This is a genomic window from Dactylosporangium sp. CA-152071, from assembly GCF_050936335.1.
Lineage (GTDB): Bacteria > Actinomycetota > Actinomycetes > Mycobacteriales > Micromonosporaceae > Dactylosporangium > Dactylosporangium maewongense.
Genome location: NZ_JBNJMZ010000002.1, coordinates 1,077,664 through 1,091,842, shown reverse-complemented (window position 1 = coordinate 1,091,842; position 14,179 = coordinate 1,077,664). Strand labels below are relative to the sequence as shown.

Sequence of the window (14,179 nt, the reverse complement as noted above, 5' to 3'; positions counted from 1 at the left end):
TGCCTACGGTCCGGCCTGCCGATCGGCCGCCGGGACCGTCGTGAGCTCCTCCTCGGGCACGGGCCTGGCCGGCAGCTCGTCGGGGTTCAGGGCGAGGAACACGGCGCCGGCCACGGCTCCGGCGAGCAGCTGGACGACGATGTAGAGCACGGCCGTGTACCACGTGAGCAGGCCCATCAGCCAGACGCCGACGGTGACCGCCGGGTTGAACGCGGCACCGGAGATCCGGCCGACGGCGATGGCGCCCGCGGCGACCGTGAAGCCGATCGCCAGGCCGTAGAAGGAGTTGTTCGGGTTGGTCTTGCTCGTGGCCACGTTGAGCATGACGTACACCAGCGCGAAGGTGAACAGCACTTCGACCAGCAGCGCCGTGAACAGCTCCCGGCCGGACAGCTGCAGTGAAGCGATGTTGCGCGGATTCACCACCCACCGGGTCACGACGGCGCCGACCACCGCCGCGACGACCTGCGCGACCCAGTAGGCGATCGCGTCGGGCAGCGCCAGCTTGCGCCGGACGAGGACACCGGTGGTCACCGACGGGTTGTAGTGCCCACCGGAGACGTGGCCACCCGCGTAGACCATGACCATGAGCACCGCGCCGATGGCCAGCGGAGCGAGCGGCGTCCCGGTCAACACACTCGTGCCGACCGTGAACACCAGGAAGAACGTCCCGATGATCTCCGTGATGTAGGCGGCGTGCTTGTGCATGACTGCCCTCCTCGGCACAGACGGGTCCCGCTCCGGTGCCGCGACCCAGACCGGCAGGCAGGCAGGCGGAGCGTGGTGACCTCCTGCCCCCGCCGGCCTCAGTTAGGCCAGCCAGCGCTCACGAAGTACCCAGAGCCACTCCCCGCGGTATTCGCGCCAGCCAGGATCGTCGGTGTCCACGACGCGGTAACCAGGGCGGGCGAGTTCGCTGAGCGCCGACGACTTGCCCGTTCCTGACATGCCGGTTGTCAGGATCTTCGACATCGGGACAGACGCCACCCCGTCACGGGCGGGTGTTGGTGAGGACGGCGTCGAGGGGGTGGGGGACGCGGTCGAGGTCGACCGTCTCGACGAGCAGGCCGGCGTAGCGGAGCTTGCGGCGGGAGCCGCTGGCGAAGAAGCGGCGCAGCTGCGCCTCGGGTGGGCGGTCGCGCCAGACGGGCTGGTGCTGCATGGTGCGGAACGGGCCGAGGTCGCCGTGCTCGTCCAGGAGGCCCTCGATCGCCGGTACGCCGATCGCGCGGATCAGCTCGTCCTCCAGATCGGCGACGCACACGTGGAACCCCAGCGTCGCCATCTCCGCACGCGTCGCCGGGGTGCCGATCCCTGCCCGGGCGAGGCCGCGCCGGAAGACGTGCTCCTCGCCGGCGTCGCACAGGCCCGCCAGTCGTACACCCTGCGGACCGAACCTCGCCAGGAACCTCGGGACCGCGTGCGCGCCGCCGGCCGGCAGCACCACGACCCGCTCGGCGTCAAGGTCCCGGCCCCGGCGCCTGGCCAGGGCCTCGAGGGCGATCTGGTCGCTGAGGCCCTCCACCAGCAGGATCGCCGCGGCGCCCTCGACCTTCGCCATCGCCCGGGCGGTCGCCACCACGCCGGCCTCCGGGCCGCTCAGCTCCGCGTCGTCCACCTGCTCGATGCAACGCCCGCGACCGCGGTCCGCGCCACCGAATTTTCCGGCGGCCGCCGTCAGCCCGGCCAGCCCGGCAGGGCCGGCAGGATGCGCTCGGCGATCTGGGTGGCGCGGGCCTCGTCGCCCGGGTCGTGCGACTCGCGGATGATCGCGATCGAGGCCGTGCCGCCGGGGTCGGTGGGGTCCCAGGCGACCAGCAGCGACGCGCTCTTCAGCGGGATGTTCACGATCGGGACGGGGTCGAGGAGCCAGAGCGCCGGGCGGCCCAGCACGGTCCGCGGCTGCGCCTGCTCGAACAGCCCCTGGTAGTCCGCGACCCGCAGCCGGTCGTGCGCCACGTTCAGCCGCAGCGACGCGTATTGCAGCGACACGGTGCACTGGTGGGAGTCGCCGCCCGGGTCGTACGTGGTGCCGATGCCCTTGACCTTCGCCCCCGGCTCGAGGATGTCGAGGAGCTCGCGGCGGTCGGCGAACGGGCACAGCTCCTGCGACTTGCGCATCTCCGGGTCGGTCGAGTCGACCTTCGGCACCACGTCGGCGTCGGCGCGGGTGGGGTTCGGGTCCCAGCGGCCCGTCATGACGCCGCCCGCATAGACGGCGATCGCCACGGTGATGATGGCCGGCGGGATCCAGCCGAGGAGGGCGCTGCGTCGCATGGCCGGTGAGCCTACTGGAGGGTAACCCTCAGCCGATCAGGCGGTTGATGATCTCGTCCGGCTCCTCGTCCGGGTCGGCGTCCTCGGCGTCCGCGCGGACGTCGATCTCCCAGCCGCGGACCTCGGCTCTCGCACCGGGCGCCAGGAAGTCCGAACCGCCCGGCGTCAGCTGCAGCACGACGCTGTCGTCGCGCCAGTCGGTCGTCACGGTGACGACGCCGCGGTCGCCGTCCGTCATGCACGCCGCCATCCCGCGCAGCACCGTGCACGCCCACAGCAGGGTCGGCAGCCGGAAGTCGGCCCGCGACTCGAACTCGACGACGAGCGCGGCGGTGGCTTCGTCGTACCGCAGCAGCAAACCATCCTGGACGAGGTCGAGCAGCACGTCGGCATGGTCGCCGTCGAGCCACGAGTCGCACTCGGCGATCGCGGCGGGCAGCTCGTCGCGGTCCTCCTGCCCACCGGTGACACCTGCCCACTCCGCCGGCGACCAGGCCGACGCCGGCTCGACCGGCGCGTTCAGGTACGCCCGCAGCCGGGAATGCTCGATCCTGACCGCCGCCGTCACGCAGACTGACTCTGACACGGCGACACTGTAGACCGTCACCCCCGACCGCGTCGCCGGGCACTGGGACGCCTCCGAGGACGGCGGCGTCACGTGGCGCAAGGACTTCGACCTGACCTTCGACCGGCTGTAGCGTTCATTGGCCGGCGTACGGGTCGGCCCAGTCGAACCGGTCGGCGGCATCGAGACGGGCCAGCTGGTCGGCGCTGAGCGTGAGCGCGACGCCGTCGAGCGCCGCGTCGAGCTGGTCGACCTTGCTGCCGCCCAGCATCGGCCGGAGCCCGTGGCTGAGCAGCCACGCCAGCACCACCTGACCGCGCGCGGCCCCGGTCCCGGCGGCCACCGCGTCCAGGGCGGCGATCCTCGCGGTGTTGCCCGGGTGGTCGTACACGTCGGGAATCGGCTTCATCGGGTTGTCATACGCACCGGACAGCAGCGGCGTGTACGCCCACACGTCCATGCCGTGCTCCTTGGCGTAGTCCGCCTGCTCGTCGCTGAGCACCCCGAAACGGTGCACGACCCCCGGCGGCAGCGTGCCGGGCCGCGGCCGCAGGTAGGTCGCGTTGAGCTGCAGCGCGTCGAACGGCTTCGCGCCGGTCGCTTGTGCGTGCGCGCGACCGCGCTCCACCAGCCACGCCGGGTGGTTGGAGACCCCGAACCGGTCCGCGGCCAGGCCCTGCAGCGCGTCGACGGTGTCCTCGACCCGCACCGACCGGTCCTCCTGGTGCAGCCACAGCAGGTCGACCCGCTCCACGCCGAGCCGCTCCAGGCTCCCGTCGAACGCCTTGCGCACCGCGGCCGGCGACAGCCCCGCCCGCCGCTGCGGCCACGACCCGGGCTCGACCGGCTCGGCGCCGAGCTTCGTCGCGATCCGTACCGTCGTGCCGGGCCGCGCCTTCAACCACCGCCCGATGACCCGCTCACTGTCCCCGCCGTGCCCGCTCTCACTGGCCCAGAACGCGTAGCAGTCCGCCGTGTCGACCCACACCCCACCCCGCTCGACGAACCGGTCGAGCAGCGCGAACGACGTCCGCTCGTCGATCGTCGTCCCGAACATCATCGCCCCGAGCACCAGCGGCACCTGCGTCACATCGTCCATACCGCCGACCCTGACACCTGGAGCGCGCTCCAGGTCAAGCCACGTGCGATCATGCCGCCGTGGGCTTCTTCGGTGGTTTCCTGTACGACGGCCAGTCCTGGACCGAGACCGACCGCTCCGCCGCGCGGGCACTGACCGGCCCGTGGCTGCACGTCGACATCCACGACAGCGACTTCGCCGCGCTCACGTACCGCCCCACGGGCCCGGGCACCGGCATCGCCTTCGTCGGCTACACGCCCGGCGTGTACTTCGGCATGCCCGACGCCGGCCCACCCACCGACGCTCCCCGCGAGGCCGCCGGCCTGGCGGCCTGGCGGGCGGGCCTGAACCCGTCCGCCCCGGACGCCGACCGCGACACCATGGCCGCCACCCTGCTGCCGTACCTCGCCACCGACGACCCCCAGGACGCCGACGAGGACGAGGACCGCTCCCCGTTCGTCGAGGACAAGGTGGACGACTTCCTCACCGCCCTGGGCCTGCCCCCGTTCCGCGGCTGACGGACCAGCCGTGCGGTAGCGTCGGGCGGCGTGGAGCCGGACTGGGTGACGGACACGCGGGCGTCGTACGACACGGTCGCGGTCAGCTACGGGGAGATGCTGAAGGACGCGTTGGACGGGCAGCCGGTGGTGCGGCACGTGCTGGCGATGTTCGCGGAGCTGGTGCTGAGCGCCGGAGGCGGGCCCGTCGTCGATGTCGGCTGCGGTACCGGCCGAGTCACCGCCCACCTGCGAACACTGGGCCTCGACGCGTCGGGTGTGGACCTGTCCCCGGGCATGGTCGAGGTCGCGCGGCAGGACCATCCTGGGGTCAGGTTCGACGTGGGCTCGATGACGGGCCTGGACCTCGCCGACGGGTCGGTGCAGGGCATCCTCGCCTGGTTCTCGATCATCCACGTGCCTGACGACGCGGTCCGGCAGGCGTTCGGCGAGTTCCGGCGGGTGCTGCGGGACGGCGGGGTGGTGCTGGTCGGCTTCTACGTCGGCGACACCACGGTGCTGAAGACCGAAGGCTACGGCGGCCACCCGATGAAGGTGCACGTCCACCGCCGCCCGATCGAGCGGGTCGCCGGCTGGCTGACCGAGGCGGGCCTCCACACCGACGTCGAGCTGCTGCACCACCTGACCGACACCGTTACCGGCGGCATGCTCATCGCACACGCCTGACGGCGCCGGCGATGATCTACGCTGATCCTTGTGGGCGCGGCGGAGGGTGGTCGGATCCTCGCAGTTCGCGTCAGCTTGTTGATGGGGCCGCTGGTCCTCATGTTCGGCGCCGCCGCGCTCGCCGGCATCGTCGGCCTGACCGCCGCGCGTGCGGAAGCGGTGTTTCTGGTCGGGACCATCGGCATCGTCGTGCCGATCGTCGTCCTGGCCGGGCGATGGGCCGCCCCGATGCTGGTCGTGGCCGCCGTGGTCGCCGGCTTTCTGGCGTCGGCCGTGCTGTTCACGTTCGTCCCGACGATGGTGCTCTCCGTGCGGGGGCGTCCGACGACAGCGGTGGTTGCGACGAGCACTGACGTCACGGTGCACACCAGGTCAGGCACCAGCCACGAGTGGCGGTATCAGCTCGTCGACGCGGCTGGCCGGCCGATTCCCGGTCGCCTGACCGCGACCGGACCGTACTGGCAGCCCGGCGACCAGGTCGACGTGCTGGTCGATCCCAGTGGGCGGATCGATCCGCACGAGGCCGGCGAGGTCGACGACTGGCCGTCATCGGCCGTCATCGCCGGGTCGTTGATCGCCATCACGGCAGGCCTGGCGGTGCTGGCCGCCAGGCGAGGCAGGCGTCCCTCGTAGACAAACCGGCCGGCCGGATCGAACCCACCGCAGCAGGATCGCTCAGCGGCGGCGGAAGAAGGTGCGCTTCGGCTGCACGAGGTTCTTGATGAGTGCGTGGATCGTGTCGAACGTGAGCACGGTCGGGTTCCGGTCGGCTGATGCGAGCATGCCCAGGCAGCGCAGCACGAACTCGCGGGCGCCTCGCTGGTCTGCGGTGAAGACGGGACCGCCCGCGCTTGTGCCACTCGAGGGGGTTGTCGCGCCGGCCGGAGTTGTCGTGGGCCAGGTAGAGCCAGACGACGAACGCGACCAGGGTGAGCGCCTGGGCGACGGCGATGAACTGCAGGCCGGGCTCGCCCTCGATGGACCAGCCGAGGCTGATCTGGGTCCGTTGCGCGACGACCTTGCCGGACACGTCCCCCAGGCCCCGCAGGTTCCGGACGAGGAAGAACGCGTGGGCCAGGCCGGCGATCGTCAGGGCGGCGACGGCCACCCAGCCGGGCGTCCGCAACCTGTGAGGTGCGGCGACGCGTTGCGCGCTCATTCGTCTCCCTTCGGCGCCGCTGTACGGCGCGCGGTGCCGGCTGCCGCCACATCGGCGACCGCCCGCAGCGTCGCCGGCCGCGTCCCGGGCAGGAAGGGACGTCGATCCCGGAGCATCGGGAACCGACACGGTGTCACAGGGCGGCGGGCTGTCTCGTCCCAGAGTGGAGTACAGAGGAAGCGGACGAGGAGGACGGCGTCATGCGAGTGTTCGTGGCAGGCGGGACCGGGGTCATGGGGCGGCGGCTGGTGCCGCTGCTGGTGGCGCGCGGGCACCAGGTGACCGCGACGACCACGACCGCGGCGAAGATCGGGCTGCTGGAAGGGCTCGGCGCGAAGGGGGTCGTGATGGACGGGCTCGACGCGGCGGCCGTCGGCGAGGCGGTGGCGGCGGCCGCGCCGGACGCGATCGTGCACCAGATGACCGCGCTGTCGCCCGGGCACTCCGGCAAGCCCAACCCGCGGCGACCCGACCGGTTCTTCGCGCTCACCAACCGGCTGCGCAGCGAAGGTATCGACCACCTGCTCGCCGCGGCCGAGGCCGTCGGCGGCGCGCACATCGTGGCGCAGGGGCACGCGAGCATGAACGGCGGGCGCGACGGCGGCTGGGTGAAGACCGAGGACGACCCGCTCGTGGTCGTGGAGGGGACCAAGGCGATCAACCACCTCGAGTCGGCGGTCGTCGCGGCCGGCGGCGCGATCCTGCGCTACGGCGGCTTCTACGGCGCCGGCTCCCACGACGACCAGGTCAACCTGGTCCGCAAGCGGCTCGTGCCGATCGTCGGGCGCGGCACCGGCCACTTCTCGTGGGTGCACGTCGACGACGCCGCGGCCGCCACCGTCCTCGCCGTCGAGCGGCGGGCGCACGGGATCTTCAACATCGTCGACGACGAGCCGGCCCCGGTCGCGGCGTGGTTGCCGTACCTGGCGGAGTGCGTCGGGGCCAAGCCGCCGCGGCGGGTGCCGGTGTGGCTGGCGAAGCTCGTCGCCGGGGACATGGCCGTCGGCGCGCTCGTCGAAGGCCGCGGCTTCTCCAACGCGAAGGCGAAGCGGGAGCTCGGCTGGAAGCTGCGGTACCCGTCATGGCGGCAGGGCTTCAAGGAGGCGGTGGCATGACGAAGGTCGAGGAGTTCGAGGAGTTGCGGCCGCTGCTGTTCGCGATCGCGTACCGGATCCTCGGCAGCGTCGCCGAGGCTGAGGACGCGGTCCAGGAGACCTGGCTGCGCTACGAGCAGACGGGCACCCGGCCCGCGTCGGCGAAGGCGTTCCTGTCGGCGGTGGTCACGCGGATCTCGATCGACGTGCTGCGCTCCGCGAGGGTGCGGCGGGAGGCGTACGTGGGGGAGTGGTTCCCCGAGCCGCTGCTCGCCGACCCGTACGACGACCCGGAACGCGCCGCCGAGCTCGCCGACTCCGTGTCGATGGCGGCGTTGCTGCTGCTGGAGCGCCTGACGCCGCTCGAGCGGGCGGTGTTCGTGCTGCGGGAGGTGTTCGGGTTCGGCTTCGGTGAGGTCGCCGCCGCCGTCGGCCGGTCCGAGGCGGCGTGCCGGCAGCTCACTGTGCGGGCCCGCCGCCACATGGACGTCGGACGCCCCCGGTTCGAGGCCGACCGCCGCGAACGCGACGAGCTCGCCGCCCGGTTCTTCGACGCCCTCCACGACGGCGACGTCGACGCGCTGCGCGAGCTGCTCTCCGCCGACGTGCAGATGGTCGGCGACGGCGGCGGCAAGGCACCCGCCCTGGCCAACACGATCTTCGGCGCCGACAAGGTGGCGCGCCTGCTCGCCGCGTACTTCCCGGCGGTGTTCCGCGCCGACCTGGGCGTCGAGCAGTGCGAGATCAACGGCCAACCCGGCGCCGTCTTCCGCGACGGGAACGGCAACGTCGCCGGCACGGTGTCGCTGGACGTGCTCGACGGCCGGATCCAGACGATCCGCTCGGTGGTCAACCCCGACAAGCTCACGCACCTGGGCCCGGTCGCGGACGGCTGGGCCCTCGCCCGCGAGGTGAAGCGGGCCCGCCAGACCGGACAGTAGCGCTCAGCCCAGGGCGCGCAGGACCATGTCGACCAGGGCGTCGACGTCGGTGGTGGTCATCGGCTCGCCGGTCATGCCCATGCGGTGCAGCAGGGTGCCGACGACGACGTCGATGAAGAACAGGACGCGGTGCTCCGGCTCGTCGAGGGCGTCCTGGAGCACCAGCCGGTACGGGTCCTGCAGCTGGGTGGACAGGACCTGCCGCAGCGCGGGGTCGTTGACGGCGTCGGTGAACACGCCCGCGAAGGCGGCGCCGACGCCCGGCTCGCCGATCTTCGCGGCGATCCAGCGGATGGCGTTGGCGAGGACGGCGGACCGGTCGGCGCCGGTCAGGGGCACCGGGCCGAACGCGTCGACGAGGCAGGCGGTGATCAGCGCGCCCTTGGACGGCCACCGGCGGTAGACAGTGGTCTTCGCGATGCCCGCCGCGGCGGCGATCCGGTCGACGGTCGCGTGCGCGTAGCCCAGCTCGTGGACCGTGCGCAGGGTCGCGGCGAAGACGGCGGCGTCGACGCCGGTGCGGGGGCGGCCGGGCGGTCTGGTGGAAGCGGGCATGGCCAAACCATACCCAGTTGTGCTACTTCTAGTATCGATACTTCAAGTAGCGGAATTGAGGGGGCGTGCCATGAGAGCACCGCTGGGCATCCGGGTGTTGCGGACGCTGCGCAAGGAGCCGGACTGGCTGGCGATGCCGGCCGAGGACCTGGACGCCTTCCGGACCGCGGAGAACCGGCGGCGGTCCGCGCCGCTGATCCGGGTCGTCACCGGCTTCCCCGCCCGCGGCGTGACGATCCACTGGCACGAGCTGCCGCTGCCCGGCAGGTCGCTGCGGATCCGCGTGTACCGGCCGGCGAACGACGACGCCGGGGACGCCGGGGACGCGCTGCCGCTCGTGCTCCACGTGCACGGCGGCGGGTTCGTCGGCACCGCCGTCCAGAGCGACTGGATCAACAGCCACCTCGCGGCGCGGCTGCCCGCGGTCGTCGTGTCGGTCGAGCACCGCCTCGCCGCCGCCGGGGTCCCGTTCGAGGCCGCCGTCGACGACGGGTGGGACGCGCTGCGCCACGTCCTGGACCACCCGGCCGCGCTCGGCGTCGACCCCGCCCGCGCCGCCGTCTTCGGCGAGAGCGCCGGCGGGCTCGTGGCCGCCCTCGCCGCGATCCGCGCCCGCGACGCCGGCCTCGCCCTGCGGGCGCAGGTCCTGGTCAACCCGTGCGTCGACCTCACCGAGACCGCCCTGGACTACCCGTCGATGACCGAGCACGCCGACAGCCCCACGCTGACCGTGCCGCAGCTGCGGCTGTTCCGCCGGCTCGCCGTGCCCGAAGGCACCGATGCCAGGGCTGTGTCGCCGCTGTACGCCGGAAGCCTCGCCGGCCTGCCCCCGGCGCTCGTGGTCGTGCCGACCCTGGATCCCGTGGCCGACCAGGGCCGCGCGTACACCCGCCGCCTCCGCGAACAGGGCACCCCGGCGCAGCTCACCGAGCACGCCGGGGCCCCGCACGCGTTCCTCAGCATGCCGGGCGTCGTCCCGCACGCCAGGGCCGCCCGCGCCGAGATCACCGGCTTCCTGCACGGCCGCCTGACCTGACCGCCGTGGAGGAAGCCGGCCTCACCTCACCACTTCTGGAACATCTGCTTCGTGTTGTTGGGCGCGTTGTTGGCCAGGACGAACCCGACACCGTTCGCGTCCGCCCCGGTCTCGACCGCGAGCGACAGCCCGGAGAGGTCGTTGGTGATGCGCCAGATCTGCAGCCCGTTGTCGCGGGTCAGGACCCACTTCTGGCTCGTCGTCTGGTCGCACGGGTTCTGCACCACCGGCGTCCCGGCCGTCGTCCCGAGGCCACCCTGCGTGTCGAGGCACTGGTTGCTGTACCGGTTCTGGATGGTGTACCTGTCGTTGCCGAGCGGCGTGAACATCCATCGCCCGTTGTAGGCCATGTCGTCGTACACCGCCGTCACGACCTGCTCGTCGTTCCTGGTGTACGGCGCCGGCACGGCGGCCACCCTGCCGGTGGCGAAGCTGCTGAGGCGCTCCCAGTCGCCGTCCGCCGCGTGGGCCGGTGCCGATACCGCCACCACGCCACCAGCGGCGAGGGTCACGGCGTACACCAGTCGCATGCGCTTGCTGACGATCGTCATCACTGACTTCCTTCCGTCATGCCCGCCTGCGGTGGCGGGTCATGACGGCCACTGTCGGCCGCCGACCTTCGCCGAACCTTCGGCAATCCTTCCGCCGGCCCTTGCCCGGCCCGACGGAATGGCATCATGCGGTGATGGAGATCGAGGTGGTGCTCGGGGACATCGTCGACGAACAGGTGGACGCGATCGTGACCGCGGCCAACGAGTCGCTGCTCGGCGGTGGCGGCGTCGACTGGGCCGTGCACCAGGCAGCCGGGCCGCGGCTGGCCGAGGCGGGCGCGGCGATCGCCCCGTGCGACCCGGGCGACGCGAAGGCCACGCCGGCGTTCGCGCTCGACCCGCCCGTGCGGCACGTCATCCACACCGTCGGACCGGTCTGGGACGGCGGCGCGTACGACGAGCCCGCCATCCTCGCCTCCTGCTACCGCCGCTGCCTGGCGGTCGCCGACGAGCTCGGCGTCCGCAGTCTCGCCTTCCCCGCCATCGCCACCGGCGTCTACGGCTTCCCACCGGCCGCCGCGGCCAGGATCGCGGTCGACACGCTGCGCACCACCCGCACGTCGGTCGAGCGCGTGCGCCTGGTCGCGTTCGACGAGGAGGCCATGGACCTCCTGACCGCCGCCCTCGCCCGGGAGCCGTCGTGACGCTCGAGGTGCCCGCGTGGGCGGGGGAGGTCGCCCGCGGGCTGGCGCGGCCGCTGGTGTTCGCGACCGTCAGCGGCGCGCACCTGTACGGGTTCGCGTCCGTCGACTCCGACCTCGACCTGCGCGGCGCGCACCTGCTCGCCGCGGAGGAGGTCGTCGGGCTGCGGACCGGGCCGCAGACCCTGCAGCACGCCGGGATCCGTGACGGCGTGGAGCTGGACGTCGTCAGCCACGACCTGCTGAAGTTCGCGAAGATGCTCACCGGCCGCAACGGCTACGTCCTGGAGCAGCTGCTGTCGCCGCTGGTGGTCGTGACGACCCCGGTGCACGCCGCGCTCAAGGCGCTCGCGCCGGGGCTGGTCACCCGGCACCACGCGCACCACTACCTCGGCTTCGCCGCCACCCAGGAGCGGCTGCACGCGAGGACCGGCGAGCTCAAGCCCGCGCTGTACACGCTGCGGGTGCTGCTGACCGGCATCCACCTCATGCGCACCGGCGAGGTCGAGGCGGACCTGGGCGTGCTCGGCGCTGATCTGCCCTACGTGCCGGACCTGATCGCCGCGAAGCGCGAGGCCGAGCACGGGCCGCTGCCCGACGGTGCCGCCGCGCACCTGGCCGCGGACGTCCCGCGCCTGCGCGCCGAGCTGGAGGCCGCCCGCGACGCCTCACACCTGCCGGACCGCCCGGACCCGGCGGCCGTCGACGCGCTGCACGACCTGGTGGTGCGGACCCGGCTTCAGCCGAACCAGGTCATCGCCTGACCGTGCGCCCTGGTCCACGCGAGGGGCCGCCCGTCGAGGGCCAGCACGTTGTGCAGCGTGTCGTCTGGTTCGTCCGGGATCCGCCCGTACGGCAGGACGTCCGCGCCCTCCACGGCGATCCAGTGGCCGGGCAGCCGCCGTACCACATCCGCGAACGCCAACCGGCGGGCCGACGGCACCTGGTAGAGCACCGAGGTGTGGAAGACGACGAGGGTCGCGCCGCCGGGCGCCTGCGCCGCCAGGCCCGGCAGGTCGTCGACGAGGTCACCGCGGCGCAGGACGGGCGGGTCGGCGGCGGCGACGGCGGCCGCGGCGCGCAACCGGTCGCGGCGGTGCTGGTGCTCCGGCCAGATCAGCGCCTCCAGCCAGGCGACGTCGGCCGGGTCCGTGACGTCGAGCGGGTTCAGGTCGATGCCGGCCCGCCACACCACCTCCGGCAGCCGCTGCGGCGGTGCCGTGCCGGTGAGCGCGCAGTCGAGCACCGGACCGTCCTCGCCGATGACGTCGCCGCCGTTGTACCGGTAGCGGTACCGGTCAGGGTAGAGCCCCAGACCCGCGGACGCCCCCACCTCGAGCAGCGCCAAGGGCTGCGGCAGCGCGGCGAGGACCGGCAGCAGCAGCGCACACCGCCCCGCCTCGTTCGTCTGCGTGGCCCGCCGCCGCAGCTCGGTCTGCACCGCGGCTCAGTTCGCGACCGTGAAGTCGTGGAACGCACCCGGATCGTCCACCGGCCCGCCGAGCAGCCGCACCACGCCGAGCAGCAGGTTCGGCTGCCGCTTCGGCTCCGGCACCGTCTCCAGCAGCGCCACGACCCCGGCGTCCCGCGCGATGGCGTGGCACAGCCGCTCGTACACCGGCGACACACCCCGCGCTTCCCGCTGTGCGAATTCGGTGAACCTCGATGCAGTGCTCACCGCGTGATCGTCGCACGACTCTGTGGCACGATCGAGGTCGTGGATGACGTGTCGCGGGGACCTGTGCTGGTGATCGGGCTCGACCCCGAACGGATCCCCGGCTGGGACCCCGAGCCCGTCGTCGCGGCGATCGCCCGCGGCCAGGCCCACTTCGCCGAGCACGGCATCGAGGCCGACCTGTGCCTCCTCGCCCCCGACGAGGACCCCGCCACCGCGATGACCGAGGCCCTGACCGCCAAGCCCTACACCTGCGTCGTGGTCGGCGGCGGCATCCGCAAGCACGAGCCCCTCCTGCTCCTGTTCGAGCAGGCCGTCAACCTGGTCCGCCGGCACGCCCCGGCGGCGGCGATCGCCTTCAACAGCACCCCCGAGGACACCGCCGAAGCCGCCCTCCGCTGGCTGAAGTGACGATCTGCTGGTTCCGCCCGCTCGGCGATCCGGGCGAGGACCGGGACGTGCACCCGGACGACCTCGCGGCCGTCTACGACTCCCCGGAGGCGGGCCCGGAGTCGGCCTTCCGCTGCGCCACCGCCACGGCCGCGGTGATCGTGTTCCTCGTCGGCGACGCCCACTGCCTGGTCATGCTGCGCTCGGGTGGGACCGACGAGTTCCTGGTCGAGCCCGGCAACGACGACACGTCGGTGTCCCTGTCCGGCGTGCGGACGGCCGTGCCCGCCGGCTCCGTCGTGCCCCGCCGGCGAGGCCTCGAAGCCCTTCAGGGCGTCGACGATCCGGAGCGGCTGCGGGCCGCGCACTCCTGGCGGGCGGTGCCATGCTGGCTGCACGACCCGCTGCACGAGCGGCTCGGCGACGTCGTCGAAGCCCTGATCGACCGTGCCTACGCCGCCCCACCGGACGCGCCCGCCGCCCTGCTCCATGTCAAACACCTCATGCTGTTCCACAACGAGGCACAGGCCAACGGCTTCTCGTCACAGTTGGCAGAGGACGCCGCCCTCGGCGCGGACCACCTCGACCTGCCCGATCTCGCCGCTGTCATCCGTGAGATCCACGCGGACGAGGACATCGACTGGCGGCGGCTCCACGAGAGGTACCAGGCCTGTTCAGGCCCGTTCGGCGACGACGCCGGGCTGATCCGGGCCGCGGTGGCGCGCCGGTTCGACACCTTCCCGGGCGAGTTCGGCGCTGACGACCGCATGTCCCAGCCGTAGGCTGCTGCGGTGGTCGATCTCCCGCCGTGTGACGACGTGTGCGGTGCGCTGGAGGAGCACGTCCGGCGGTTCTTCAGTCCCCGTCGCGTCGAGGTGCTGACGTGGGAGGCGGGGCCGATCCGGGCCGTGAACCCGCACTTCCGGGTGCTGCGGGTCGCGCCCGCTGAGCCCGGCGGGCTGTGGGAGTACGTGTCGACGGGCGGCTGGGCCGCCACCGCCGGGCGTGACGACGGTCTGGAGTTCGTCCTCAG

General features: G+C 72.8%; 18 protein-coding genes and 1 pseudogene. 10 read left to right on the top strand and 9 right to left on the bottom strand.

All coding sequences use genetic code 11. The features are described from left to right. Positions 1 to 3: 3 nt before the first annotated feature. From ACQEVZ_RS45175 to ACQEVZ_RS45150, 6 genes are all read right to left on the bottom strand, one after another. Positions 4 to 708, bottom strand: a complete 705-nt coding sequence (locus tag ACQEVZ_RS45175; protein WP_433379711.1) for an MIP/aquaporin family protein — start codon at positions 706 to 708, stop codon at positions 4 to 6. Positions 709 to 810: 102 nt separating this feature from the next. Beyond that, a complete protein-coding gene (locus ACQEVZ_RS45170) occupies positions 811 to 972 on the bottom strand; it encodes a hypothetical protein (RefSeq protein WP_433379708.1) in 162 nt (53 codons plus the stop codon). 19 nt (positions 973 to 991) lie between these two features. Continuing rightward, entirely contained in the window at positions 992 to 1,618 is a 627-nt protein-coding gene (locus ACQEVZ_RS45165; protein ID WP_433379705.1) for a TOPRIM nucleotidyl transferase/hydrolase domain-containing protein, read from the bottom strand. Positions 1,619 to 1,677: 59 nt separating this feature from the next. Continuing rightward, positions 1,678 to 2,277, bottom strand: coding sequence for a hypothetical protein (locus ACQEVZ_RS45160; protein ID WP_433379702.1), 600 nt, complete (start codon positions 2,275 to 2,277; stop codon positions 1,678 to 1,680). A gap of 28 nt (positions 2,278 to 2,305) precedes the next feature. Further along, positions 2,306 to 2,863: a hypothetical protein gene (locus ACQEVZ_RS45155; RefSeq protein WP_433379699.1), complete on the bottom strand. Its 558-nt coding sequence runs from the start codon at positions 2,861 to 2,863 to the stop codon at positions 2,306 to 2,308. A gap of 115 nt (positions 2,864 to 2,978) precedes the next feature. After that, positions 2,979 to 3,941, bottom strand: a complete 963-nt coding sequence (locus ACQEVZ_RS45150; protein WP_433379696.1) for an aldo/keto reductase — start codon at positions 3,939 to 3,941, stop codon at positions 2,979 to 2,981. A gap of 59 nt (positions 3,942 to 4,000) precedes the next feature. Here ACQEVZ_RS45150 and ACQEVZ_RS45145 point away from each other — a divergent pair, with 59 nt between their 5' ends. The 5 genes from ACQEVZ_RS45145 to ACQEVZ_RS45125 all read left to right on the top strand — a co-directional run bounded on the left by ACQEVZ_RS45145 (position 4,001) and on the right by ACQEVZ_RS45125 (position 8,298). Continuing rightward, on the top strand, positions 4,001 to 4,438 hold the full coding sequence (locus ACQEVZ_RS45145) for a hypothetical protein (RefSeq protein WP_433379693.1): 438 nt from the start codon (positions 4,001 to 4,003) through the stop codon (positions 4,436 to 4,438). 30 nt (positions 4,439 to 4,468) lie between these two features. Beyond that, entirely contained in the window at positions 4,469 to 5,104 is a 636-nt protein-coding gene (locus ACQEVZ_RS45140) for a class I SAM-dependent DNA methyltransferase (RefSeq protein WP_433379690.1), read from the top strand. An 81-nt stretch (positions 5,105 to 5,185) separates the two neighbouring features. Continuing rightward, positions 5,186 to 5,737: a hypothetical protein gene (locus ACQEVZ_RS45135; RefSeq protein WP_433379687.1), complete on the top strand. Its 552-nt coding sequence runs from the start codon at positions 5,186 to 5,188 to the stop codon at positions 5,735 to 5,737. A gap of 726 nt (positions 5,738 to 6,463) precedes the next feature. Continuing rightward, the gene (locus ACQEVZ_RS45130) at positions 6,464 to 7,378 is read left to right on the top strand and encodes an NAD-dependent epimerase/dehydratase family protein (RefSeq protein WP_433379684.1); all 915 of its coding nucleotides are present in this window, start codon (positions 6,464 to 6,466) and stop codon (positions 7,376 to 7,378) included. Beyond that, a complete protein-coding gene (locus tag ACQEVZ_RS45125) occupies positions 7,375 to 8,298 on the top strand; it encodes an RNA polymerase sigma-70 factor (protein WP_433379681.1) in 924 nt (307 codons plus the stop codon). Before ACQEVZ_RS45130 ends, ACQEVZ_RS45125 begins: the two co-directional genes overlap by 4 nt. A 3-nt stretch (positions 8,299 to 8,301) precedes the next feature. Here the strand turns inward: ACQEVZ_RS45125 and ACQEVZ_RS45120 are convergent, their stop codons facing one another. Then, entirely contained in the window at positions 8,302 to 8,853 is a 552-nt protein-coding gene (locus tag ACQEVZ_RS45120) for a TetR/AcrR family transcriptional regulator (protein WP_344507206.1), read from the bottom strand. 70 nt (positions 8,854 to 8,923) lie between these two features. Between ACQEVZ_RS45120 and ACQEVZ_RS45115 the strand changes: the two genes are divergently transcribed. Beyond that, the gene (locus ACQEVZ_RS45115) at positions 8,924 to 9,889 is read left to right on the top strand and encodes an alpha/beta hydrolase (RefSeq protein ID WP_433379677.1); all 966 of its coding nucleotides are present in this window, start codon (positions 8,924 to 8,926) and stop codon (positions 9,887 to 9,889) included. Positions 9,890 to 9,915: 26 nt separating this feature from the next. On the opposite strand, the gene ACQEVZ_RS45110 is transcribed toward ACQEVZ_RS45115, so the two are convergent. Further along, a complete protein-coding gene (locus tag ACQEVZ_RS45110; protein ID WP_433379674.1) occupies positions 9,916 to 10,440 on the bottom strand; it encodes an RICIN domain-containing protein in 525 nt (174 codons plus the stop codon). Positions 10,441 to 10,574: 134 nt separating this feature from the next. Here ACQEVZ_RS45110 and ACQEVZ_RS45105 point away from each other — a divergent pair, with 134 nt between their 5' ends. Beyond that, positions 10,575 to 11,084 carry a macro domain-containing protein gene (locus ACQEVZ_RS45105; protein ID WP_433379671.1) on the top strand — a complete coding sequence of 170 codons (510 nt, stop codon included), beginning with the start codon at positions 10,575 to 10,577 and terminating at the stop codon, positions 11,082 to 11,084. Beyond that, positions 11,081 to 11,845 carry a nucleotidyltransferase domain-containing protein gene (locus ACQEVZ_RS45100; protein WP_433379668.1) on the top strand — a complete coding sequence of 255 codons (765 nt, stop codon included), beginning with the start codon at positions 11,081 to 11,083 and terminating at the stop codon, positions 11,843 to 11,845. The genes ACQEVZ_RS45105 and ACQEVZ_RS45100 overlap by 4 nt, the downstream gene beginning before the upstream one ends. Here ACQEVZ_RS45100 and ACQEVZ_RS45095 read toward each other — a convergent pair. Further along, positions 11,821 to 12,759: pseudogene (locus tag ACQEVZ_RS45095) on the bottom strand (DUF2332 domain-containing protein). The gene ACQEVZ_RS45100 and the pseudogene ACQEVZ_RS45095 overlap by 25 nt on opposite strands. Before the next feature lie 39 nt (positions 12,760 to 12,798). On the opposite strand from ACQEVZ_RS45095, the gene ACQEVZ_RS45090 reads away from it, so the two are divergent. Next, positions 12,799 to 13,167: a hypothetical protein gene (locus ACQEVZ_RS45090; RefSeq protein ID WP_344507196.1), complete on the top strand. Its 369-nt coding sequence runs from the start codon at positions 12,799 to 12,801 to the stop codon at positions 13,165 to 13,167. After that, positions 13,164 to 13,928 carry a hypothetical protein gene (locus tag ACQEVZ_RS45085; protein ID WP_433379665.1) on the top strand — a complete coding sequence of 255 codons (765 nt, stop codon included), beginning with the start codon at positions 13,164 to 13,166 and terminating at the stop codon, positions 13,926 to 13,928. The genes ACQEVZ_RS45090 and ACQEVZ_RS45085 overlap by 4 nt, the downstream gene beginning before the upstream one ends. Positions 13,929 to 14,179 lie beyond the last annotated feature (251 nt).